Annotated in this window: 19 protein-coding genes and 4 pseudogenes; 9 read left to right on the top strand and 14 right to left on the bottom strand. The window is 29.9% G+C overall.

Translation table 11 applies throughout. The annotated features are described in order from the left end of the window. Positions 1-30: 30 nt before the first annotated feature. The 8 genes and pseudogenes from AT682_RS08135 to hsdR all read right to left on the bottom strand — a co-directional run bounded on the left by AT682_RS08135 (position 31) and on the right by hsdR (position 9,346). Positions 31-1,524: pseudogene (locus AT682_RS08135) on the bottom strand (class I SAM-dependent DNA methyltransferase). Further along, a complete protein-coding gene (locus tag AT682_RS08130) occupies positions 1,524-2,594 on the bottom strand; it encodes a Fic family protein (protein WP_002882437.1) in 1,071 nt (356 codons plus the stop codon). The pseudogene AT682_RS08135 and the gene AT682_RS08130 overlap by 1 nt, the downstream one beginning before the upstream one ends. A 119-nt stretch (positions 2,595-2,713) precedes the next feature. After that, entirely contained in the window at positions 2,714-3,277 is a 564-nt protein-coding gene (locus AT682_RS09945; protein WP_079263859.1) for a restriction endonuclease subunit S, read from the bottom strand. Continuing rightward, positions 3,274-3,495 (bottom strand): annotated as a pseudogene (locus AT682_RS10125) (restriction endonuclease subunit S); the annotation flags it as partial. The pseudogene AT682_RS10125 and the gene AT682_RS09945, both read right to left, overlap by 4 nt. After that, positions 3,481-3,966: pseudogene (locus tag AT682_RS09940) on the bottom strand (restriction endonuclease subunit S); the annotation flags it as partial. The pseudogenes AT682_RS09940 and AT682_RS10125, both read right to left, overlap by 15 nt. Before the next feature lies 1 nt (position 3,967). Continuing rightward, a complete protein-coding gene (locus tag AT682_RS08120) occupies positions 3,968-6,088 on the bottom strand; it encodes a DEAD/DEAH box helicase (RefSeq protein ID WP_002882434.1) in 2,121 nt (706 codons plus the stop codon). Then, positions 6,078-7,022, bottom strand: a complete 945-nt coding sequence (locus AT682_RS08115; RefSeq protein ID WP_002882433.1) for a HamA C-terminal domain-containing protein — start codon at positions 7,020-7,022, stop codon at positions 6,078-6,080. The genes AT682_RS08120 and AT682_RS08115 overlap by 11 nt, the downstream gene beginning before the upstream one ends. A gap of 38 nt (positions 7,023-7,060) precedes the next feature. Continuing rightward, positions 7,061-9,346, bottom strand: coding sequence for an EcoAI/FtnUII family type I restriction enzme subunit R (gene hsdR, locus AT682_RS08110; protein WP_002882432.1), 2,286 nt, complete (start codon positions 9,344-9,346; stop codon positions 7,061-7,063). A gap of 102 nt (positions 9,347-9,448) precedes the next feature. On the opposite strand from hsdR, the gene AT682_RS08105 reads away from it, so the two are divergent. Then, the gene (locus tag AT682_RS08105; RefSeq protein ID WP_002882431.1) at positions 9,449-10,525 is read left to right on the top strand and encodes an NAD(P)-dependent alcohol dehydrogenase; all 1,077 of its coding nucleotides are present in this window, start codon (positions 9,449-9,451) and stop codon (positions 10,523-10,525) included. Between the two features lies 1 nt (position 10,526). Here AT682_RS08105 and AT682_RS08100 read toward each other — a convergent pair whose 3' ends face one another. Further along, positions 10,527-10,976, bottom strand: a complete 450-nt coding sequence (locus tag AT682_RS08100) for a lipocalin family protein (RefSeq protein WP_016818332.1) — start codon at positions 10,974-10,976, stop codon at positions 10,527-10,529. Then, the gene (gene rrpA / locus AT682_RS08095) at positions 10,964-11,311 is read right to left on the bottom strand and encodes a MarR family transcription factor RrpA (protein WP_002855295.1); all 348 of its coding nucleotides are present in this window, start codon (positions 11,309-11,311) and stop codon (positions 10,964-10,966) included. The genes AT682_RS08100 and rrpA overlap by 13 nt, the downstream gene beginning before the upstream one ends. 99 nt (positions 11,312-11,410) lie before the next feature. Here rrpA and AT682_RS08090 point away from each other — a divergent pair, with 99 nt between their 5' ends. Both AT682_RS08090 and AT682_RS08085 read left to right on the top strand, forming a co-directional pair. After that, positions 11,411-11,989 carry an NAD(P)H-dependent oxidoreductase gene (locus AT682_RS08090; RefSeq protein WP_002882429.1) on the top strand — a complete coding sequence of 193 codons (579 nt, stop codon included), beginning with the start codon at positions 11,411-11,413 and terminating at the stop codon, positions 11,987-11,989. Between the two features lie 32 nt (positions 11,990-12,021). Further along, on the top strand, positions 12,022-12,918 hold the full coding sequence (locus tag AT682_RS08085; RefSeq protein ID WP_002882428.1) for a DMT family transporter: 897 nt from the start codon (positions 12,022-12,024) through the stop codon (positions 12,916-12,918). Here the strand turns inward: AT682_RS08085 and AT682_RS08080 are convergent. The 4 genes and pseudogenes from AT682_RS08080 to tupA all read right to left on the bottom strand — a co-directional run bounded on the left by AT682_RS08080 (position 12,915) and on the right by tupA (position 16,328). Next, positions 12,915-13,880 (bottom strand): annotated as a pseudogene (locus tag AT682_RS08080) (5-oxoprolinase subunit C family protein). The gene AT682_RS08085 and the pseudogene AT682_RS08080 overlap by 4 nt on opposite strands. Beyond that, positions 13,861-14,601 carry a 5-oxoprolinase subunit PxpB gene (gene pxpB / locus AT682_RS08075; RefSeq protein WP_002882427.1) on the bottom strand — a complete coding sequence of 247 codons (741 nt, stop codon included), beginning with the start codon at positions 14,599-14,601 and terminating at the stop codon, positions 13,861-13,863. Before pxpB ends, AT682_RS08080 begins: the two are co-directional and overlap by 20 nt. Before the next feature lie 9 nt (positions 14,602-14,610). Beyond that, positions 14,611-15,378 (bottom strand): LamB/YcsF family protein, encoded by a 768-nt coding sequence (locus AT682_RS08070; protein WP_002882426.1) that lies wholly within the window; start codon positions 15,376-15,378, stop codon positions 14,611-14,613. 140 nt (positions 15,379-15,518) lie between these two features. After that, positions 15,519-16,328, bottom strand: coding sequence for a tungstate ABC transporter substrate-binding protein TupA (tupA, locus tag AT682_RS08065; RefSeq protein ID WP_002882425.1), 810 nt, complete (start codon positions 16,326-16,328; stop codon positions 15,519-15,521). 78 nt (positions 16,329-16,406) lie between these two features. Between tupA and tupB the strand changes: the two genes are divergently transcribed. From tupB to AT682_RS08035, 6 genes are all read left to right on the top strand, one after another. Continuing rightward, positions 16,407-17,093: a tungstate ABC transporter permease TupB gene (gene tupB, locus AT682_RS08060; protein WP_002882424.1), complete on the top strand. Its 687-nt coding sequence runs from the start codon at positions 16,407-16,409 to the stop codon at positions 17,091-17,093. 1 nt (position 17,094) lies between these two features. Then, complete coding sequence (gene tupC, locus AT682_RS08055; RefSeq protein WP_002882421.1) at positions 17,095-18,090, top strand: tungstate ABC transporter ATP-binding protein TupC; 996 nt, start codon at positions 17,095-17,097, stop codon at positions 18,088-18,090. Between the two features lie 137 nt (positions 18,091-18,227). Next, a complete protein-coding gene (gene acs, locus AT682_RS08050) occupies positions 18,228-20,201 on the top strand; it encodes an acetate--CoA ligase (protein WP_002882420.1) in 1,974 nt (657 codons plus the stop codon). A gap of 80 nt (positions 20,202-20,281) precedes the next feature. Next, entirely contained in the window at positions 20,282-21,106 is an 825-nt protein-coding gene (gene galU, locus AT682_RS08045; RefSeq protein WP_002871129.1) for a UTP--glucose-1-phosphate uridylyltransferase GalU, read from the top strand. Further along, positions 21,100-22,320: a glucose-6-phosphate isomerase gene (gene pgi / locus AT682_RS08040; RefSeq protein WP_002882418.1), complete on the top strand. Its 1,221-nt coding sequence runs from the start codon at positions 21,100-21,102 to the stop codon at positions 22,318-22,320. Before galU ends, pgi begins: the two co-directional genes overlap by 7 nt. Positions 22,321-22,450: 130 nt before the next feature. Then, positions 22,451-22,900, top strand: coding sequence for a Dps family protein (locus tag AT682_RS08035; RefSeq protein ID WP_002851546.1), 450 nt, complete (start codon positions 22,451-22,453; stop codon positions 22,898-22,900). Positions 22,901-22,953: the final 53 nt, after the last annotated feature.

Below are 22,953 nucleotides of genomic sequence, written 5' to 3'. Positions count from 1 at the left end.
GTAAATTAGTTTTTATCAAAAAACTTGCAATCATTTTAGTATGCTTTTAAGCTCATTTAGATATTTTTGTTGTGTTTTTAGATTTTTTTCTAAAGAATTTAAAATCTCTTTGCTAGTTCTTAGGATTTTTTCTTCTTTTACATTTGGATTTTTAGCACTTAGATTATAGTTTCTTTCTTCAAGCTCTTTTTTGCTAAGCAGCCAAGAATTAGCAGTGATTTTTCTTTCTTTGTAGCATTTTAGAAATTCTTTAAAATGTGCGTATTCTAAAGGCTTGTTTTTAGTAAGTTTATAAGGTGGTATAAGTTCGTAATAATACACCTTATCATCATTTGCTTTTAAAATACTATTTAAGCCTTTTGAGAAAAAAAGCACATTTGTTTTTACCGCACTATAAGGCAAAAACACTCCACTAGGCAGGCTTAAAACACATTCAAGATTATAATTTTGCACTAAATCAGCCTTTACGCTCACAAAGGCATTTGAATTTTGAAAAAGCACGCCTTCAGGCACGATGATCGCACATCTAGCATTGTTTCTCAAAGATTTTAAAATGTGTTGCAAAAACAAAAGCTCCGTAGCATTTGAAACAACTGTAAAATTGTTTTGAATTTGCTCTTTTTCTTTACCACCAAAGGGTGGATTTGCAAGTATCACTTCATATTTATCACTTTCTGTAATATCTGTGATTTTCTTACTTAGCGTATTTGTTTTTATGATATTTGGAGATTTTACCCCGTGTAAAATCATATTCATCACGCCCATTGCATAGCTTAGCGGAGTTTTTTCCTTGTCAAATAAAGCATCATTGTGTAAAAACTCTAACTCTTCTACACTCAAACTAGCCTTTGTTTTTCTACTCTCATCTTTATATAAAATATGTAAAAAACTCTCAACCAAAAAGCCACAACTCCCACAAGATGGGTCGTAAATCCTTTCTTTTGCTCTAGGATTTATCACTTCCACCATAGCCTTTATCAAAGGACGCGGGGTGTAAAATTCTCCACTATTTCCACCATCACTACCCATATCTTTAAGCAGTTTTTCATAAACTTCGCCCAAAGCAAATACATCACTTTCTTTACTAAAACTAAGCTCATCAATGATATTGATTACTTCTCTTAAAGTATGCCCATTTGCAATGCGATTATCTATAAACTCAAAAATTCCACCGATTTTATACTCTATACTTTTAAAATCTTCATTGTTTTTAAAGTTTTTAAGATAGACAAAAAGCTCTTTATTTACAAAATTAAGTAAATCTTGCCCACTTAAAGCCTTGTTAAAATCAATCTTTCCTTCGCTTGTTTTTGGTGCTGCCCATACCTTTCAGCTAAATTTTTCTTCTAAAATGCTTTTATATTCTTGATTGTTTAAGATTGCTTCAAGCTTTAATTCTTCTTCATAATCATCTAAAAATTTTAAAAAAAGTATCCAGCTAATTTGCTCTGTATAGTGCATAGCACCGCTTATACCATCATCTCTTCTTAAAATATCTGTGATTTTATCTATTTTATTTTGCATTAAAAAATTCCTTTTTTGAAAAGTTTTAAAAGTTCTATATTAATATAATAATTATTTCTACCCATTTTAATACACTCTAATACCCCTAAATTTTCACAAATTTTAAGATATTTTGAAGCACTTTGTCTAGAAATATTTAATGTTTTTATTAAAAATTCTATCTTTGTATAAGGATGAGAAAACAAAAGCTCCACAAAATCTTTACTATAAAAATTCGTTTTATTTTGTAAAATTTCGCTTACATTTAGCATCATTTTTTCTATCGTAATAATAGTTTCAATAGTCTTTACAGCGGTTTGCTCTATGCCTTTAAGTATGTATTCTATCCATTCTAAAATAGCTCCTTCATCACGCACTTTTTGTAAAAGTGTGTAATACTCATCTTTATTTTTTACTATGTAGGCACTAAGATATAAAATAGGAAAATCCAAAAGTCCTTTATATACTAAATAAAGTATATTTATAATCCTACCCGTTCTGCCATTGCCATCATAAAAAGGATGAATGCTTTCAAATTGATAATGTATAATTGCCATCTTTACTAAAAAATCAAATTCATCTAAACTATCATCGTTAATGTATAGTTCTAAATTTCCCATAAGTTCTTGTATATCATTAGGATTTTGAGGTGGTATGTGTTTGATTTCTCCTGTGATAGGATTTTTAAGTATAGTTCCACTTTGTTTTCTAAAACCCGCATTATTTCTTTCTAATCTTTTTTGAATTTCTAAAATATGTGCGTTTCTTAATAATTGCTCTTTTTTTAAAAGCTCATACCCCTTTTTTAAAGCACTTTCATAATCTTTTACTTCTTTTGCTGCTCTTGTGAGTTTGCTTTCATCAACTCGTGATAAAAAAAGTTCATCATGTGTTGTGATGATATTTTCTATCTCGTTTGAATCTTTTGCTTCTTGTAAAATCAAAGCGTTGATTAAAATGTTTGGATTAGGGATGCTTTTACTAAGCCCATTTAACTCTGCTAATTTTCTTGAAGCTTTAATAATAAGACTATAAATAGCTGTATTTAATTCTATATTTAAGGGTAGTTTTGATGGTATGAATTCTTTCATGATTTTTCCATATGTTAAAATTTCTAAAAATTTTTAACATTATAAAAGAATATGTTAAAAAAATCAAAAATTTTTAACATATCAAGCCGATGTGTTAAAATTTGGCAAATTTTTTAACATTATAATTCTCCTTTAAAAGCTTTATCAAGCAAGGATTGCTTAAGCTCTTCATAATCTTTTAGCTCTTTAGTGTAAAGCTCTTTTAAAGCCTTTGCCTTTTCAAAGACAAAATCTAAATGCTCTGCGATTTGCTCTTGCTCTTGTAAAGGTGGTAGGGGGATTTGAATTTTCTTTAATTTATCTATATTTATCCCACTTTGCCCTATCCATTGGTGACATATTTTTTCAAAATATTTATTTTTCAATAATAAAACAAAATAAAATACAACTAATTTGGAATTATATTGATTTTTTAATTTTATTTTTGTTAAGTGATTACTAAAAGCATAATTATAATTCTGTGTCACTAGTGCAGTTTTGCCAACCAATTCTGTGCTATTAGTATTGTTAAATAAAATATCATTTCTCTCAATAAACGATTGCTTTTCTTTGATAAATTCTTCTTTAATTCTTATTAAAGTATCAAATTTTAAACTTCCATCCATTGAAATATTATGTGTTCTTAAATGCACATATCCACTTGGAATTTCATTATTTTTACTAGCGGCGAAGCCATTTTGGATTAAATTTGAAATTTCCCCTAAACTTTTCCATTCCCAAGATTGCGGGAGTTGATAATTTTTTTAGTATTATCGTTAAGTGGATTAAAAGCCTTTTGCAAAGCACTTTGCATAAGCTCATCAATATTTGCTAAATTTTCTTTTGCTTTTTTGATATTTTCATCAATCTTACTAAAAGCAAAATCCAAAATCCCCACTATCCTTTCTTGCTCTTTTAGTGGTGGTAATGGGATTTGTAAATTTTCTAAATCAGCAAATCTTAAATTATTTATATTAGAACCTTTAGAAATATTCAAAATATAATTTTTATAAAAACTACTTTTTAAATAAAAAGCTAAAAATTTATAAGAAATATTTAAATTATTAATTCTAAATAATCCACAAAAAGCCCCGAAGGTAAAGTCATTTAAATCATTTAAAAGTATATTTTTTCCAACAATATGCTTACTTCCGCTACTCATCGCAAATAATATATCATTGTTTTGAATAATCTTATCAACCGCTAATTCTTTGGGGATTATTTGCAAATCATCTAAAATTAATTCATTTTGAATATTATTTGCTCTCAATAAATACACGGACTTTTCATCTTTTATGGATAATAATTGCTCTTTTTTATAAGAAACTCCTCTTATAAAAAAGCCTATACTTCCAAGCGTTTTAACTTCCCAACCCTGCGGTAAATTTGTCATTTTATTGTCCTAAGCCATCATAAAAATAATTTAATATATAGTCTTCAAAATCATCATATAGACTATTTTCTTTTAGAATATTAACTGTATCAATAGCTGTGCATTCTTTAAATTTGTTTAACGCTTGCTCTATTGTTAAATCATTATTTTCAAAATCAATAAATCCACATTGGTGAAGTTTTTTAGAAATGATTCTAGGTAACCCAAATTCTTCAAGAGTATATACCACTGATGGTAAAAAGACATTTGAAAGTTTTGTAACAAAACTTGAAATATCTATCTTTTTTTCAGGATAGAGTATTTGCATAATTTGGTTTAAATCATTGAAAAAACTAGCAATATCAAAACTAATTATTCTCTCAATATTAAAATATTTATTAATGTCAATTTTATACCACTCTTGTCTTGCTTTTTTGTTTATATTATCGATGGTTTGTTTTACACCACAATAATTATATTTGCCATAATCAATTATTTTAAAATAAGCATTTTTAGATTTCTCATTCAATATTTCAAAAACAATCTCTTGTATCTCTTTCTTTTTGATAAATCCCCATTCATCAGGTTTATCGCTATTTAAATATCTAATGCTTTTTTCAAAAAGTTCGGCATTTTTAACAATTGTTACAATACTTTCTAAATCCATTAAAATAGTGTAATTTTTCATTTTTGACATAATTTGATGAAATTTGTTTTCATTATTAAGTAAGTTTTTTAAGTTTTTTTCCATTTCTGTTTTTACATCAAATGTTTCTAAGTCGTTTCTGTATAAAAATTCTTCTTGAGGAATTATTTCCATAGTTTCTTGCTCATTTTTTAATGTTTCTTTGTTGCTTTCTAATAAATATACATTACCAACAAAATATTTAAACATTCTCCCGCATCTACCTATAATATTTTTATATTGCATACTTGTTAATTTATCTTTATTCCCCTCAACAGAATCATTCCATATAATTATATTTTTTGTTGCGGTATTTACACCTTCTATTAAAGAAGTGGTAGTTGCCATAATATTCATATATTCATTTTCTGAAAATAGTTTAACTTGAAGTTGTTGGATAAATCTATGCATAGCGGAATTGTGTTGTCCTATACCATTTGCTAAATAGTTAGCAAAGTCCCAGTCTTGCCAATAATGCTTTTTTAACCAATTTGAAAAGTTGTTTAATTGATCATTATTTGTAGTAACATATTCTTTTATATACTTGCAAACTTCTCTTGATTCTGGTTTGCTTTTTACATAAATCATTGTTTTTTGATTTTTATTTTCATTTAATATGTTTTTTAATATATATTCTTTCTTTTCTTTTTTGTGGCTTAAATCATGTATGTTTAATATTACAGTATTAAAATCAATTGAGACTTTTTCTATATTTTTCAAAAATTGATATTTTAATGAATTTTCTTTAAATTGTTTGACATTTGGACACAGATAGTATGATTGTTTGGAATAAGAACTTACTTGCTTTATTGCATTTTGTAAGATATCTGACCTTGTTATATCCCCGACAATTTTATAAAACTCATCTACGATAAATAAATCAATTCTATTGGCTTTTATAAAGTCTAAATATTCCAAAACTCTTTCTTGGGTTAATATGAATATATTATTTTCTTTTGGAGCAGCACCCGATGTTGTAATTATGTTGTAATCAGGTGTAAATTTCCTTACAAGTCTTCTTCTAGCTTCATCTAACAAAGAAATAGTAGGGACAATGATTAATACATTTTTTGGCTTTTTCATAGCTATTAGAGCATCGATAATAAAGCTTTTGCCAAAACTTGTTGGAGCAGAAAGAATAAGACTTTCATTGCTTAAAAGTCTTTTTAAAACTCTTGATTGTTCTCTATGTAAAACTTTTGGTTCATCTTCTCCGATATCTGTTTTAAAGCATTCTAGTAAGAATCTATCTGTTAAAATTGAAGTATCTTGATTCATATAGGGATATAACCCAAATTGTCTGATAAGATGATTTAATATAGGTGGATATAAAGCTTTATCTTGAATTTCATCAAGCAAATAAAAAAGCTTTTCTTTAGCTTCTGTTTCTTTGTTGTTATCATTTAGATTTTCATATATCTTTACACATTCATCAAAAATTTGTTCGTTAGTTAGCATTTCTATAACTCCTAAAAATTTGATTTATTTTGCTCATAATTTCCTTCTTATCAGGAACAGGAAATAAAATTATGTGAAATTTTATTCTATCGATATATGTAATTTCATTTGAAAGTTTTTTGATTTTCTCTGATATTTTATTGCCATTTTTCTTATGAAAGTTTTTTATCGCTGTTTTATAATCGTCGGTAATTTCCTCAATGCTTTTTGTATAATTACAATCGTAAATAATAGATATTGGCACATGTAAAATGCTTTTTAATTCATCAAGATTAATATTCCCATTAATAATTTTCTTGAAATTTGTCAATGTGCTTGTCTGAATATTATGATGTTCTGCTAGATTATCTAATTCATGTGGATTTGCAATTATTCTAGCTTCATTAAGAATGATTTCGTCACTTAAATTGTCTTTTATAGATTTTATAACATTTGTTATAGCTCCATTTAAATTATCATATAGCTTTGATTCGCCTAGCCACAAATGGCATTCTTGGTTTTCTATAGTTAGATGGACGCTATCAAATCCTAATGCCTCCATATTACGATTTTGTTTATGAAAAATCTTAGGCACAATGGATAGAGCATTGTAATATTCTCTCATGATACCATGGAGAAAAATTTCTCCTACCTCTCCACTTTTGTCATCTATTTTTAGTTTTGAGATAGCTTTATCTAAAATTTCGCCTTCGTTGCCTGCTAAACTTTGCCTTTCTTGTTCTGTTAAAGCACACTCTTTTAAATTAGTAATAATAAAATTTCTAAAATTTTTCATTTTCCACTTTTTGCTTTCAAATTGATTTGAAATAGATAGTAAAAAATGATGATATTGACGACATAGTGTTTCATTTAACATTATTGTAAAATTACTATTATCTTTATTTTTCACATAAGTGTTTATTGTTGTTATATTTTCTATCTCTTTGCCCTGCATAAATCTCCCTTTGTAAATCATAAAAATTTTATATTACATTATCCCGCATAAAGCTCTCTTTGTAAAGTAGCAAAACTTTGCATAAGTTCATTTATTCCGCCAAATTCAATACTAAGTTCTTTTATATTTCCTAAAGAACTTAATTCAATTAATGGTTTTAAACCTTTTTCAAATTCTTCAATGCCTACATTTTCGTATTTATCTAATAAAAAATTCATAAGTCTTAAAGCTTTTTCATTGTGAAAGGATTTTAAAAAAGAACTATTTTTTACATTCTGCACACGCTCTTTTCTTGTTTTTAGCTCAGTATTAAAGCTTAAATGCGCTAAAACATCATATAAATCGCAATCCTTTTCAAACATCAATGCTAAATCCTGCAGGGCATCTTTTGAGATTCCATCATTTTCTAGCTTTTTTAAAAACTCTTTTCTAGTATTTAAATCACTCCAAATCTCACGCAATTTTGCTTCATTTTGATAATATTTTGCTAATTTTCCAAAAAGAAATTCCAAAAACTCTTTAGCATCTAAAGGTTTATCATTTTCTCCGATATAACTTGTTTTTATATCATAAATCGCAAGTTTTGTACCTTTAATATGCACAGTAATTTTTTCTTTTTTCTTTATTTTACTTTCATTTTCATTTTTGTTATTTTCTTTTTTACTTTCTTCTTCTTTTTGCTCTTTGTTATCTTCTAGTATTCTTTGCCCGTCCCATTTTGGGTCATAAAAAAGCTTTGTCGCTCCTACAAAATCTATAATAGTAAAAAAGTCTTTACCTTCATACACCCTAGTTCCACGCCCAATAATTTGCTTAAACTCTATCATAGAGCCAATATTTGCTAAAAGCACGATATTTCTTACATTTCTTGCATCAACGCCTGTTGTTAGCATTTTTGAACTAGTTAAAATTACTGGAAAGGCTTTATCATTATCTTGAAAACTTTTTAAGTAGTTTAGCCCGATTATTCCTTCATCGCTTGTAACACGCACACAATAATCATTGTGCTTTATGCTTTTATGCTTGTCAATATCCCTTTTTATCTCACTCGCATGAGCTTGATTGACACAAAAAATAATCGTTTTATCCATAGGATTTATAAGCTTTAAAAGTTCTTTTGCAATAAATTCATTGTATTGTGGAATGCTTATATTTCTTTCAAATTCTTTTATATCAAAATGCCCTTTTTCAAGCTTTCCTTCAATGATATCATTAGGATTATAAGTATAACCACCGCTTAAACTTGTAGTAACTAATTTTACTTTATAAGGGGTTAAAAAACCATCTTCAATCCCATCTTTAAGGCTGTATTCATAAACACTTTCGCCAAAATATTTATAAGTATCTACATTATCTTTTTGCTTAGGCGTTGCAGTAAGTCCTAAATGCGTAGCGCAAGAAAAATGCTCTAAAACTTCCTTCCAACTACCTTCTTCATTTGCCCCACCTCTATGGCATTCATCAATAATCACAAGGTCAAAAAAATCTTTTGGAAAAAGTAAATAAAATTTATTTTCTTCATCGTTTATATCACTTTCAGCACTTAAACTTTGATAAATCCCAAAATACACATTTGCAGATGGAAGAGTGAATGATTTTTTAAGCTCTTTTGTATCAATCTTTTTACAATCTTGCTCAATATAATTAAACTCGCCTAAAGCTTGGTCTCTTAAGCTTACTCTATCGCTTAAAAATAAAATTCTTGGCTTTTTATCTTTATTATTTTTATTCCATCTAGCTTCAAGCAAACGATAACACAAAGCAAAAGCAATCGTAGTTTTTCCTGTACCAGTAGCAAGAGTTAGCAAAATTCTATCTTTTTGCTCAATCAAAGCCTTTATCACTCTTTCAACGGCTATTTTTTGATAATATCTTAATTCTTTTTGTGGGATAAATAAGTCTTTTTGTGTAAGAAGTTTGTGTTGCCATTCTTTTAAATTCCCAAAAACACGCTCAAATAAAACTTGCGGACTAGCAAAATTTTGCACATACTCGCCCCTTGCATTTTGCATATCGTATTCATAAATCTTTTCTCCATTTGTGCAATACACAAAACGCACATCTAAATTTTTTGCATATTCTTGTGCTTGAGAAAGTCCATCAAGCGGGTCTTTGCTTAATTTCTTTGCTTCAATGATAGCTAGATGTTTGTTTTGAAATTTAAGTAAATAATCAACGAATTTTCTTTGCCCTCTTTTGCCGCCTATGAATTTTTTTCCTGCGTTAAAATAGTATTCTCTTATTATGTTTTCTTCATTCCATAAAGCTAATTTTAATTTCTCATCTATAATTTTAACCCTTGTATCCTGCTCTGAAAAATTCATTTTTAACCCTAAATTAATTTTAAAACAATAATAACATATTTTAATTTGAATAACGATTACTTTATAATTTTATAATTATAAAAAATCAAAAAAGGAGCAAAGATGCAATACAAAATTTTAGAAAACAATCGCATCGCAAGTAAAGGCTATGCAATGCTTAGCAAGGATGCGAAATTTACACCCTTTGAATTTAGCCGCCATGCTATTGGCGATAATGATATTTTGATTAAAATCCTATATGCAGGCATTTGTCATAGCGATATTCACACCGCAAGAAGCGAGTGGGGAGAAGCTACTTATCCTTGCGTGCCTGGGCATGAGATAGCAGGAGAAGTTATCGCTGTGGGTAAAAATGTGAGTAAATTTAAAGTGGGAGATTACGCAGGGGTTGGTTGTATGGTAAATTCATGCGGTGAGTGCGATGCTTGCAAACGCTCACAAGAGCAGTTTTGCGAAAATGGCAAAACCATCTTTACTTACAATAGTTGCGATGTATTTCACGGCAATGAAAACACCTATGGGGGTTACTCAAACAACATAGTTGTAAGTGAAAAATTTGCCATTTGTGTGCCAAAAAATGCACCGATGCATAAGGTTGCACCTTTGCTTTGTGCAGGAATTACCACTTACTCGCCTTTAAAATTTTCTAAGATAAAAGAAGGCTCAAGCGTTGCTATAGCAGGATTTGGCGGACTTGGTATGATGGCTGTAAAATACGCTGTTAAAATGGGTGCAAAGGTTAGCGTTTTTGCTAGAAATGAAAACAAAAAAGCCGACGCTTTAGCAATGGGTGTAAGCTCATTTTACACAAGCTGCGATAAAAACGCTGTAAAAGAACGCTTTGATTTAATCATCTCAACCATTCCAACTCCTTATAATCCTGCTATTTATTTGGATTTGCTTAAATTTGGTGGCGAAATGGCTATAGTTGGCTTACCTCCTGTGGAAGATAAGGTAAATATAGGCATAAACGAGCTTGTACATAAGGCAGGTAAAAAGGTTTATGGCTCGCTAATTGGCGGTATTGCTGAAACTCAAGAAATGCTTGATTTTTCTTTAAAACACGGAATTTATCCAGAAACCGAGCTTATCACCCCACAAGAAATCGATAAAGCTTATGAAAATCTAACCTCAGGAAAGGCTAAATTTCGCTATGTCATTGATATGACAAAAGAATAATTTAATACTTATCAAAAACCACATCGCTAATGTCAAATCCCCTTTGCTTAGCGATGTTTAAAAACTCTTTTATATTTTTTTCATCTATTATATTTCTTGCTAAAATCCAAAGATATTTTTTATCAGGACTACCCACAATGGCAACTTTATACTCGCTATCAACAAAAATGATTTCATAATTTACTTTATTAAAAAGGTTCATAAAGATGTTAAATCTCACTGCTAATTGCCTATTTGAAACGATTTTTGCCTTACCCTTTATACTTGAAATTTCATTTTTTTTACTGCAAAAATTCTCAATTTCTACATAAGGAATGCCATTTTTGTATTTAAGCTCGTATTTTGCCTTTGAATTTAGGCAAGATTTTTGAAAAAAGGCCGGTTTTCTAGCCATTTCAAGCCATTCTCCCATATAATTTTGCAAAGAAAGTTCGCCAATTAATTCAAGCATTTTTTCCCTTTTTTGTCTTTCTTGCCCCATTTGCTCATAGCTTGTAAAATGGGAATTAAACTTTGTCCACGTTTGGATAAACTATATTCTACCTTGGGTGGAATTTGAGCGTATTCTTTTCTGATAATTAAACCATCGTTTTCTAGTTCTCTTAAGGTATTGGTTAAAGTTTTAAAAGATATGGAGCTTAAAAAGCGTTTGAGTTCATTATAACGCACGATTTCATAGCGAAATAAGCAGTATAAAATACTCATTTTATATTTTCCATTAATTAATGCTAGAGTATAGTTAAATCCACATTCTTCGAAATTGCACGGAGAATTCTCTTTAGTCATTTAACATTCCTTTAGTATAGTATATTACTTTATTTTCTGTATTGAAAATGATATTATGCTAAGTTATAATTGTATCATAAAATTTAAAAAAGGATAAAAATGAAAAATATACTCTTACTTAATGGCACTAAAGAATTTGGAAATTCAAAAGGACAGCTTAATTTGACATTGCATAATCATGCTTTAGAAATTTTAAAGACATTAGGATGCGAAGTAGATCAAACTCACATAGATCAAGGATATGATCCTAAAGAAGAGATACAAAAATTTATAAAAGCTGATGCTGTGATCTATCAAATGCCAGCTTGGTGGATGGGCGAGCCTTGGATAGTTAAAAAATATATCGATGAAGTGTTTGGTTTGGGTGCTGGAGTGCTTTTTAAAAATGATGGAAGAACTCATGAAAATCCTAGTAAAAACTATGGAAAAGGTGGTTTAGATCATGGTAAAAAATACATGTTTTCTCTCACTTGGAATGCACCTCTTGAAGCCTTTAATGATAAAAATGAATTTTTTGAAGGAAAGGGTGTAGATATGGTGTATTGGCATTTGCATAAGGCTCATGAATTTATAGGTATGAAAGCTTTACCAACTTTTATGTGTAATGATGTGGTAAAAAATCCTCAAGTGGAAAAATATCTAAACGAGTATGAACTACACTTGAAAAAAATTTTTTAAAAAATTTGACTTAAAAATTTCAAGGTGTAACATTGACTCGAACAAAGTATTTGTATATCTTGCTTGTTTTAGCTATGTTTTTATGGGGCTCATCTTGGCCTACTTCTAAGATTTTATCAGCTTATGCTGATACTTCTGTGATTACTTTTTGGCGTTTTTTCTTTGTTGTATTGGGTTCATTTTTTGTTTTAAACTTCTTAAAAATTCCTCTTAAAATCGAAAAAACTGCCTTAAAATGGGTATTGATAGCAGGAGTTTTAAATGGGCTTTATGCCTTTGTATTTTTTATCGCTATAAAGCACGGCTTGGCAGGCAAAGGAGGAGTTTTAGTAACCACTATGATTCCTATTTTTTCTTATTTGATATTTATGATAGCGATATTATTTCAAAAAGATAAAAAATCAACTCACAAGATCACAAAGAGTGAAATTCTAGGCTTATTTTTAGGTTTATTATCTGGATTTTGTTTGCTAAATTTAGGGAGTTTAGAAGATTTATTTGGTAAATTTAATATTTTATTTTTAACTTGTTCTTTTATTTGGGCTTTGATGGCAGTGTTTAATCATAAAGCCAAAGGAGCTCACCCTTTGGCGATTAACTTTTATATTAATCTCATTTCTATTTTAATGTTTTCTTGGGTATTGTTTGATGCAAAAAGTTATGAAATTTTTCATTTTGAATTTAAATTTTGGATCAGTATGTTTGTCGTGGCTTTTTTATCAACTATTATAGGAACTAGTATTTATTATTACGGGATTCACATTTTAGGAAGCGTTAAGGCAAATTCTTTTGTTTTAATTACCCCTGCTAGTGCTTTAATTTGTAGTTATTTTATACTAGATGAGGTGCCAAATGCACTTACTTTGTTAGGTTGTGCCTTGGCTATAGGTGCTATATATTTTATCAATATTTATGGTAAAAAAGCTTAGATTAAATTTTCAAAATCAAGATTGATTTTTTGATCCATAATTTTAAATTTCATTTCTCTTTGTTTATAAAGCTCTAAAGCTTCTTGCATGCTAATGCTTTGAAATTTAAAGCTAGAGCCTAACTTAGCTTGTGCAAGTAAGCTTAGATCATTTTCTATAACCGTGGCTATTTTTGTATAGCCTCCTGTGCTTTGTCTTGCCGCCATTAAAATGATAGGAATGCCATTTTTTGGCACTTGTATGCTTCCAAAAACTGCAGGATCTGAGATAATATCTGCTGAGTTTTTATGCTCTATACTTTCACTAGATTCTGCATAAATTGCCATTCTATCGCTTTTTTAACCCACTTTATAAGTAGTATTTAAAAAAGTTTCTATGCCTTTTTGGGTAAAAGCATCTTCATTTGTTCCTAAAATAACGCGTATAATAGGCTCTTTAGGACTTTTAAAAAAGGGATTTTCACATTCTCTAGCTTCTAAATTAAAAGGTATAAAAGTATTATGAGTATTTAAAATATCATCTTTTTGCAAAGCTCTTCCTTCAAAAACTCCAACTCCCATTTTAGCATCGCTGGATTTAGAGTTTAAAAAACTTTTTGCTTCAAAGCCACCTGCTACGCATAAATACCCACGAAAACCTATTTTTGCTAAACCAAGTTCTAAAATATCGCCTTTATTTGCTTTATATACTTTATAAGTTTTGATTTTTTGATTATTAAACTTTGCCTCAAATTCAGCCCCACTTAAAACAAAATAATTCTCATCTAAAAATTCGTATTTTCCACCTTTTAAACAAAGTTCAACTCCTGCTTCATCTTGTTTGTTTCCAAGTAAGATATTTGCCATTCTTAAAGCATCTTCATCCATAGCCCCACTTCTTGCTATGCCAAATTTAGCAAATTTTTTTCTACCAAAGTCTTGTAAACTTGAATTTATAGACGCTTCAATGATTTTTATACTCATAAATTTCCTTTTGATAGACTTTTTTAGCAACTTGTTCTTGGATCTTGAAAAATTCATCTTTTGAAATGGCTTTAAATTTTAAAAACATACCCGCTTTTAAAAGAGTAGGATTTTTTTCATCTTCTTTATCAAAAAATTCCAAAGGTGTTCTAGCAATGATTTGCCAACCCCCTGGGCTTGATATAGGATAAACTCCTGTTTGCTTATCAGCTATGCCTACACTTCCAGCTTCTATTTTTGCTCTAGGGCTTGAAAGGCGTGGGGTAAAAAGTCTTTCGTTCAAACCTCCAAGATAAGGAAAACCTGCCATAAAACCTAGCATAAAAACAAGATAATAAGGCTTAGTGTGAAGAGATATAAGCTCTTCTTTTGAAATTTGATTGTGTTTGCACACAAATTCTAAATCCAGTCCAAATTCTTCATCATAACAAAGTGGAACTTCTATACAAAGACTTGAGTTTTGCTCTGTAAGTTTAATATCCTTTTTAATTTTTTCTAAAAAATCAAGCAAGGAATTTAAAGAAAGCACGCAAGGATTAAAATATATAAGCAAGCTTGCATAAGCACTTACCAACTCATCAATCCCATAAATTTCACCTTCTTTTGGGGCTTTTTGTATCCTTTGTTCTGTGCTTAAAACATAAGCATTGATTTGAGGTGAAATTTCTTGCTCAAAATGCAAAAGCAAAGCCTTGCTTCCACTAAAATGCACACTAAACATTGCTAAAACCTATATAAAATTTTCCAAAGCACAAATTTGAATTTGCTCTTTTTCTAAATTTTCTTTGATTTTTTTAACAAATTCTAGAGCTTTTACATTATCCCCATGAACACAAATGCTATCCGCTTTTAAATCGATTTCTTTGCCATTTATGCTTGTAACTTTGCTTTCTTTTATCATTTTTATCACGCGTTTGATGGCTAAATTTTCATCGTGTATTAACGCCCCTTCTAATTTTCTTGAAACTAAAGTGCCATCATCATTATAAGCACGATCCGCAAAAACTTCATTAGCATATCTTAAGCCTTTTTTCTTAGCTGCTTCATTCATAGCAGAATTACTAAGCCCTAGAAAAATAATATTTTCATCAAAACTCGCTACTGCCTCACAAAGTGCTAAGGCTAAATTTTCATCAATAGCTGCCATATTATAAAGTGCACCATGGGCTTTAAAATGCTGTATTTTCATACCTTTTGCCTTAGCAAAGCCAAATAAAGCTCCTAGTTGATACAAGGCATAGTTTTTAGCCTCTTCAAAGCTTATTTGCATATTGCGTCTTCCAAAACCCAAAAGATCAGGATAAGATGGGTGTGCTCCTATGCAAACACCATTTTGCTTGGCTAAATTTAAGGTTTTATCCATCACACAAGGATCACCCGCATGAAAGCCACAAGCAACATTTACTGAACTTACAAATTTTAAAATTTCTTCATCCATTCCCATTTTATAGGCGCCAAAACTTTCCCCTAAATCACTATTTAAATCCACTTTGAACATTATTTGACCTTGTATATTTAATTATTGATTTTATTATATCTAAAGAAGAATTTTAAATAAGCTAAAAGTTTTGAAAAATAAATAAAAAAGTTACAATAAGTAAAAATGATATTTTAAGCAGGCTAAAACCTGCTTAATTTTTAGTCTTTTCTTGTTTTTGCATCAATTACAAATAAAGGTTTATCAAGAAGTTTAAAATCAGCAATGAAATTTAAAGTCTTATCACTTGTTACCCATTTGATAAATTTGCTAGCTTCTGTATAATTTACATTTTTACAATGCTTAGGATTTGTTGCTATAACAGAATAAAAATTTTTAAGACTATCATCGCCTTCATTTACGATTACTAAGTTTGGCTTGCCTTTTTCATTGGCTTCGTATTTGATATAAGTGCCACGATCGGTTAAAATCACACCTTTTTTTTCTTCAGCGATTTTAATGCTTGCTAGCATACCTTGTCCGCTTTGTTGATACCAGCTTTGTTTTTCAGGTACACCTCCAAGATTTTTCCAAAGACTTTTTTCTTTATTATCAGTGCCTGATTTATCACCTCTTGAGATGAAAGTGAGTTTTTCATTTTTGATAAGTTCTAAGCTTTCTTTTAAATTTTTACCTTTAAATTTAGAAGCTAAAGATTTATCTGCGATGATGATAAAATCATTATACATCACAGGAGTTCTATCTACACCAAAACCTTTTTTCATAAATTCTTTTTCAGCCTTTGGAGAATGCACAAAAAGCACATCAGCATTGCAATCTTCACCCATTTTTAAAGCCGCACCTGTTCCTACCGCAACCCATTTTAAGGTATTGCCACTTTCTTTTTCATAAAGGGGTTTTAGAGCATCTAAAAGTCCTGTATTGTCAGTGCTTGTTGTGGTTGCCATTTTAAGTTCTGCTGCACTTGCACTTAAAGCTAAAGCAAGGGCTAAAGAAATGATTTTTTTCATTTTTTCTCCTTATAAATTTACATAAAAAAATATTTTAGCATAATTATGCTAAAATTACTTATTTTAAAAAGGATATTTTTGGATTATATTTTTGATGGTTTTAAACAAGCTTTATTTTTACTTTTCAATGCCGATGAAAGCGTAATTTCAGCTATAAAAACTACACTTTTAAGCTCAAGTATTTCTATAGTTTTGGCTTTGCTTATAGGTTTTCCTTTGGGATTTATCTTAGGCTTTTTTGATTTTAAATTCAAACGCTTTATAAAACTTATCATAGATACTAGCCTTTCTTTTCCAACAGTTGCAGTAGGACTTATACTTTATGCACTGATTTCAAGTCGAGGACCTTTGGGAGAATTTGGACTACTTTTTACTATAAAGGCTTTAATTTTAGGGCAGTTTATCTTAGCGCTTCCTATAGTGATTGCACTTTTTTCAAATTTGATAGAAAATATGAATAAAAAACATTTTTTACTTATAAAATCTTTTCACCTAAGTCCTTTAAAACTTGTTTTAATGATGATTTATGAATTACGCTTTGCTTTGATTAGCGTCGTTGCACTAGCTTATGGACGCATTGTAGCAGAAGTAGGAGTAGCGATGATAGTAGGTGGAAATATCAAATACGACACTAGAACCATAACCACAGCTATTTCACTTGAAACTAACAAAGGCGAATTTGCTAGCGGTATAGCTTTGGCTTTGGTTTTAATTCTCATTGTCTTTTGTTTAAATTTCATCACACACAAACTCAAAAGAACATAAAATGATAGAAATTTCTAATCTTTTTTTCAACTATCAAAACAAAGAAGTTTTAAAAATCAAAAATTTAAAACTTGATACGAGTAAAATTAGCATCTTAATGGGAGCGAATGGAAGTGGAAAATCTACATTTTTAAGAATATTAAAATTTTTAGAAGGAGATTTTTCAAAAAATATTTCTTATTTTGGAAATTTTAAACTTAATAATAAACAAAAGCGTGAAATTTATTTGCTTTTTCCAGAGCCTATTTTGTTAAATCGTAGCGTAAGGGCAAATTTTTTATTTACTTTAAAAACTTATGGGATTAAAGAAGATATTGAAGAGCGCATAAAAGAAAGTTTGATGCGTTTAAATTTAGATGAAAGTCTTTTAAGCAAATATCCTAATGAACTTTCATCAGGACAAAGTCAAAAAATAGCTTTTGCCATAGCTTTAAGCGTAAGAGCGAAGTATTATTTACTTGATGAACCGAGTGCTTTTTTGGATAAAAATACTACACTTTTATTTAAAGAAGCTATTCTTAAAATGCATGAAAATTTCAATACAGGTTTTTTAATTGCAAGTCATGATAAATATTTTTTAGATTCTTTAGCACAAAAAAAGCTTTATTTACACAGTGGAGAAATTTTAGAGTTTGAAAATACCAATGTTTTTGAACTAAAAAATCAAGGTGTGAAATTTTGTAATTTTATAGATTTTAGTAATTGTAAAAAATATAAAGATTTTAAAAAACCTCCAAGTAAAATTGCTATTGATCCTTATAAAATTTCTTTTTTTAATTCTAAAAATATCCCAAAAAATAATTATGAGTTTATTTTAGAAAAATGTTATATTATAGCACTTAGAAGCAGGAAAAGTGATGTTTTTATAAGGGTAAGTTGTATGGATAAAATTTTAGAATTTGCCTTAGAAAAACAAGAATTTTTAAAATTCGATTTAAAATTATACGAAGAACTCAGTCTTTATTTTTGTGAAGATGCAATATGTTTCTTAAATTAACATACATTATAAATTTTAAATAAAATATTACAAATATTCCCATTTTTTATAAAATTTATCTTAATTATTTTTTAAATTTGTATTTAATACAAATAAACTCTTATATAATGTTTAAAAATAACCATAAAGGAGTTTTTATGCTTAATCAAAATAATCAAGAGCTTTTTAAGCCAAGTAAAGAATTTTCTCGTAATGCTCGTATAAAAAATTTATGTGAATATTATGATTTATGCGATGAAGCCAAGGAAGATTTTGAAGGTTTTTGGAAAAGACAATCACTTGAGAAGATCGAGTGGTTTTCGCCTTTTTCAAGAGTGTTAAATGAGGATAAAGCTCCATTTTATAAATGGTTTGAAGGTGGAACTTTAAATGTAAGTTATCAATGTCTTGATCGTCATATGAAAACAAGACGCAATAAAGCTGCTTTGATTTTTGAAGGTGAAATGGGGGATTATGAAGTTTATACTTATAGAAGATTATTGCATGAAACTTGCAAGGCGGCCAATTTGCTTAAAAAATTCGGAGTAAAAAAAGGCGATAGGGTTGTAATTTATATGCCTATGATTCCAGAAACAGCTATAGTAATGTTAGCTTGTGCAAGGATTGGGGCTATTCATAGTGTGGTATTTGGAGGGTTTTCTCCTGAAGCCTTAAGAGATAGAATTATAGATGCAGGAGCTAAACTTGTAGTAACGGCTGATGGTGCTTTTCGTCGTGGAAAACCTTATATGTTAAAACCTGCAGTAGATAAGGCTTTAAGTGAAGGGTGTGAAAGTGTAGAAAAAGTACTTATAGTTATACGCAATAATGAGCCTATAGAATATATTAAAGGAAGGGACTATGTTTATAACGAACTTGTGAAAAATGAATCTTATAAGTGTGAACCTGAAATCATGGATAGCGAGGATTTGTTATTTTTGCTTTACACTTCAGGATCAACGGGCAAGCCAAAAGGAGTTATGCATGCAAGTGCAGGATATATACTTTGGGCACAAATGACTATGGAATGGGTTTTTGATATTAAAGATTATGATAATTATTGGTGTAGTGCTGATGTGGGTTGGATTACAGGACATACTTATGTAGTTTATGGGCCTTTAGCATGTGGAGCAACGACTATAATGCATGAAGGAACTCCTACTTATCCAAATTCTGGGCGTTGGTGGAGAATGATAGAAGAGTATCAAATAAGCAAATTCTACACTTCGCCAACTGCTATAAGAATGCTTCATGCTGATGCACCTGATGAGCCAAGAAAATATGATTTAAGTACGCTTGAAGTGCTTGGAACGGTTGGAGAGCCTATCAATCCTAGTGCTTGGAAGTGGTTTTATGATGAAATAGGGGGAACTAAAAGTCCTATAGTCGATACTTGGTGGCAAACAGAAACAGGTGGGCATATGATCACGCCTTTACCAGGCGCTACTCCTTTAAAACCAGGTTGTGCTACCTTGCCTTTGCCAGGAATTTTTGCAGAAGTTATTGATGAAGAAGGCAATAAAAAAGATGAAGGTGAAGATGGATTGCTTTGTATAACCAAACCTTGGCCTTCGATGATTCGTGGAATTTGGGGTAATGATGAACGCTATATAGAAAGTTATTTTTCTCAAGCTAGAAAAGATGGAAAAGCTGTATATTTTAGTGGCGATGGTGCTTTTTATGATAAAAATGGTTATATTACCATCACAGGAAGAACAGATGATGTGGTTAATGTTGCAGGACATCGTATAGGAACGGCTGAAATTGAAAGCGCTATTGCTAAACATCCAAGTGTAGCAGAATCAGCTGTAGTGAGTATTTTGGATGCGATTAAGGGCGAGTCACTGTTTGCTTTTGTGGTTTTAAGTCCTACATCCAGTTGTGATCTTGGCGGAGCTATAGAAACTTTAAAAGAACTTAATGACATTTTAAGAGTAGAGATAGGACCTATAGCTAAAATAGAAAAAATTCTTTATACTCCAGGTTTGCCAAAAACTAGAAGTGGTAAAATAATGAGAAGAATTTTAAGAACTATAGCAAGAGGTGAAGAAATCAAACAGGATATTTCAACGCTCGAAGATTCTGGAGTAGTAGAAACTATTGTTAAATTAGCTAAGGCAGAGTTTGAATAACAAGGCAAAAAGAACTTTGCCTTGTTCATAAAAATTCATAAAAATAAGCTATAATGATAAAAAAATAAAAGGAAATTTTTATGCTTCAAACTTGTATTTTCCCTGCGGCAGGTTATGGGACAAGATTTTTACCTGCAACAAAAACTTTACCTAAAGAGATGTTACCTATCTTAACCAAACCTTTGATCCATTATGGGGTTGATGAAGCTTTGGAAGCAGGAATGGAAAATATGGGCTTTGTCACAGGGCGTGGAAAAAGAGCTTTGGAGGATTATTTTGATATTTCTTATGAACTTGAGCATCAAATTTCAGGTACAAAAAAAGAATACTTACTTGATGAAATTCGCTCTTTGATCAATCGTTGCACCTTTACTTTTACAAGACAAAATCAAATGAAAGGCTTAGGTGATGCGGTTTTAAAAGGTAAGCCTTTAGTTGGCGATGAAGCTTTTGGCGTAATTTTGGCTGATGATTTGTGTGTTAATGAAGAAGGCTTAAATGTTATGGCTCAAATGGTAAAAATTTATGAAAAATATCGCTGCACCATCATAGCTGTGATGGAAGTACCAAAAGAACAAGTTTCAAACTATGGAGTAATTTCTGGAAATTTTGTAGAAGAAAATCTTATTATGGTTAATTCTATGATAGAAAAACCAAGTCCTGATGAAGCTCCAAGTAATCTTGCTATCATAGGAAGATATATTTTAACTCCTGATATTTTTGGAATTTTAGAAAATACTAAAGCAGGAAAAAATGGCGAAATTCAACTTACCGACGCGCTTTTAACTCAAGCAACCAATGGTATGGTTTTAGCTTATAAATTTCAAGGAAAACGCTTTGATTGTGGAAGTGTAGAAGGCTTTGTAGAAGCGACAAATTATTTTTACGAGAAAAGTAAATGTTAAACAATACACTTTTTTTTAAGCAAAGTGAAATTCACACTATAAGTTCTTATGCAAATCGTATTAATGATGAGGTAAAAAGTGGAGATATAGGGTATTATCATCTTATTGATACAAGTTTGAATTTAATTGATGAGAGTTTGGCTTTTATCAAAGACAAAGAACACATAAAAAATATCGTTTTAGTGGGAATGGGTGGTTCAAGTTGTGGTGTAAAAGCCTTGCGTGATATGCTTTTTAATGAAAAAAGCAACCAAAGAGAACTTTTTATACTCGATAACACAAGTTCACATTCTTTTAATAAGACTTTAGAAAAAATCAAGCTTGAGGAAAGTTTGTTTTTAATCATCAGCAAAACAGGTAGTACTATAGAAGTTGTATCGCTTTTTAAACTTCTTATTGAACATTTTAAACTTGATATGCAAGAATTAAAAAAATACTTTGTTTTTATTACCGATAAGGATTCAAAACTTCATCAAGAAGGTGAAAATTTAGGTATTAAATGCTTTTTTATCCCTGCAAATGTAGGAGGTCGTTTTAGCATACTTTCAGCCGTAGGTATAGTTCCGCTTTGTTTTTGTGGCTATAATGCCAAAGCTCTTTTAGAAGGAGCTAAAGCTTGTTTTGAAGATTTTTTTACTCACAAAAAAGATGAAATTTTACAAAAAGCCTATCATTATTGTACACACAAAAATGCCAATATCAATGTACTTTTTTCATATAGCGATGCTTTTAAAGGCTTTAATGAATGGTATATCCAGCTTATTGCTGAAAGTTTAGGTAAAAAGCAAGGCTATAAACGCATAGGTTTAACTCCTATTGCACTCATTGGCGCAAGAGATCAACATAGTTTTTTACAACTCATCATGGATGGACCTAAAAATAAAACTGTAACTTTTTTAAAAATCAAAGACGCTCAAAAAGCGCCTATTATCCCTGATATTCATTTTAAATTTTTAGATTCTTTAAGTAATAAAGTCAATCTTCACGAACTTTTAAACGCTCAATGTGATGCAACTATGCACGCTTTAATCGCTGAAAATTTGAGTGTTGATGTGATAGAACTTGAAAAACTTGACGCTTGGCATGCGGGATATTTGATGTATTATTATGAACTTTTTACTTCAACTTGCGGTGTTATGCTAGGGATTAACACTTATGATCAACCTGGTGTGGAAGTTGGAAAGTTGATCTTAAAAAATATATTAAATTCTTAATCAAAATTCATTAAAAAAGAGTATAATGATTTTAAGTTAAAATTATAATAAAAATTTTTAATTAATAATAATAATTATTATTTAAGAATTTTATGTTATAATTTTAAAAATTAAAAAAAAGGAGTCAATCATGTCAGTTACAAAACAATTATTACAAATGCAAGCAGATGCTCATCATTTATGGGTTAAATTTCATAATTATCACTGGAATGTAAAAGGTTTGCAATTTTTTTCTATACACGAGTACACAGAAAAAGCTTATGAAGAAATGGCAGAACTTTTTGATAGTTGTGCTGAAAGAGTTTTACAACTTGGCGAAAAAGCTATCACTTGCCAAAAAGTTTTAATGGAAAATGCAAAAAGTCCAAAAGTTGCAAAAGATTGCTTTACTCCGCTTGAAGTCATAGAACTGATCAAACAAGATTATGAATATCTTTTAGCAGAATTTAAAAAACTCAATGAAGCAGCAGAAAAAGAAAGTGATACTACAACAGCTGCTTTTGCACAAGAAAATATCGCAAAATATGAAAAAAGTCTTTGGATGATAGGCGCTACTTTACAAGGTGCTTGCAAAATGTAATTTAAGGGGCTTTATGCCCCAATTATACAAACTAGGTTATAATATCCTTTTTT

Source organism: Campylobacter jejuni, from assembly GCF_001457695.1.
Lineage (GTDB): Bacteria > Campylobacterota > Campylobacteria > Campylobacterales > Campylobacteraceae > Campylobacter_D > Campylobacter_D jejuni.
Note: the sequence above shows the minus strand (reverse complement) of the source record. Positions and strands in the feature narration are given on the sequence as shown.

Bases quoted from the DNA above. Each gene is read 5' to 3' on its own strand.
- AT682_RS08130 (WP_002882437.1), bottom strand. From the start codon at position 2,594: ATGAAAGAATTCATACCATCAAAACTACCCTTAAATATAGAATTAAAT.
- galU (WP_002871129.1), top strand. From the start codon at position 20,282: ATGCTTCAAACTTGTATTTTCCCTGCGGCAGGTTATGGGACAAGATTT.
- rrpA (WP_002855295.1), bottom strand. From the start codon at position 11,311: ATGACTAAAGAGAATTCTCCGTGCAATTTCGAAGAATGTGGATTTAAC.
- pxpB (WP_002882427.1), bottom strand. From the start codon at position 14,601: ATGTTTAGTGTGCATTTTAGTGGAAGCAAGGCTTTGCTTTTGCATTTT.
- pgi (WP_002882418.1), top strand. From the start codon at position 21,100: ATGTTAAACAATACACTTTTTTTTAAGCAAAGTGAAATTCACACTATA.
- AT682_RS08105 (WP_002882431.1), top strand. From the start codon at position 9,449: ATGCAATACAAAATTTTAGAAAACAATCGCATCGCAAGTAAAGGCTAT.
- AT682_RS08090 (WP_002882429.1), top strand. From the start codon at position 11,411: ATGAAAAATATACTCTTACTTAATGGCACTAAAGAATTTGGAAATTCA.
- AT682_RS08070 (WP_002882426.1), bottom strand. From the start codon at position 15,378: ATGTTCAAAGTGGATTTAAATAGTGATTTAGGGGAAAGTTTTGGCGCC.
- AT682_RS08120 (WP_002882434.1), bottom strand. From the start codon at position 6,088: ATGCTAACTAACGAACAAATTTTTGATGAATGTGTAAAGATATATGAA.
- tupC (WP_002882421.1), top strand. From the start codon at position 17,095: ATGATAGAAATTTCTAATCTTTTTTTCAACTATCAAAACAAAGAAGTT.
- AT682_RS08100 (WP_016818332.1), bottom strand. From the start codon at position 10,976: ATGCTTGAATTAATTGGCGAACTTTCTTTGCAAAATTATATGGGAGAA.
- AT682_RS08115 (WP_002882433.1), bottom strand. From the start codon at position 7,022: ATGCAGGGCAAAGAGATAGAAAATATAACAACAATAAACACTTATGTG.
- AT682_RS08035 (WP_002851546.1), top strand. From the start codon at position 22,451: ATGTCAGTTACAAAACAATTATTACAAATGCAAGCAGATGCTCATCAT.
- acs (WP_002882420.1), top strand. From the start codon at position 18,228: ATGCTTAATCAAAATAATCAAGAGCTTTTTAAGCCAAGTAAAGAATTT.
- tupA (WP_002882425.1), bottom strand. From the start codon at position 16,328: ATGAAAAAAATCATTTCTTTAGCCCTTGCTTTAGCTTTAAGTGCAAGT.
- hsdR (WP_002882432.1), bottom strand. From the start codon at position 9,346: ATGAATTTTTCAGAGCAGGATACAAGGGTTAAAATTATAGATGAGAAA.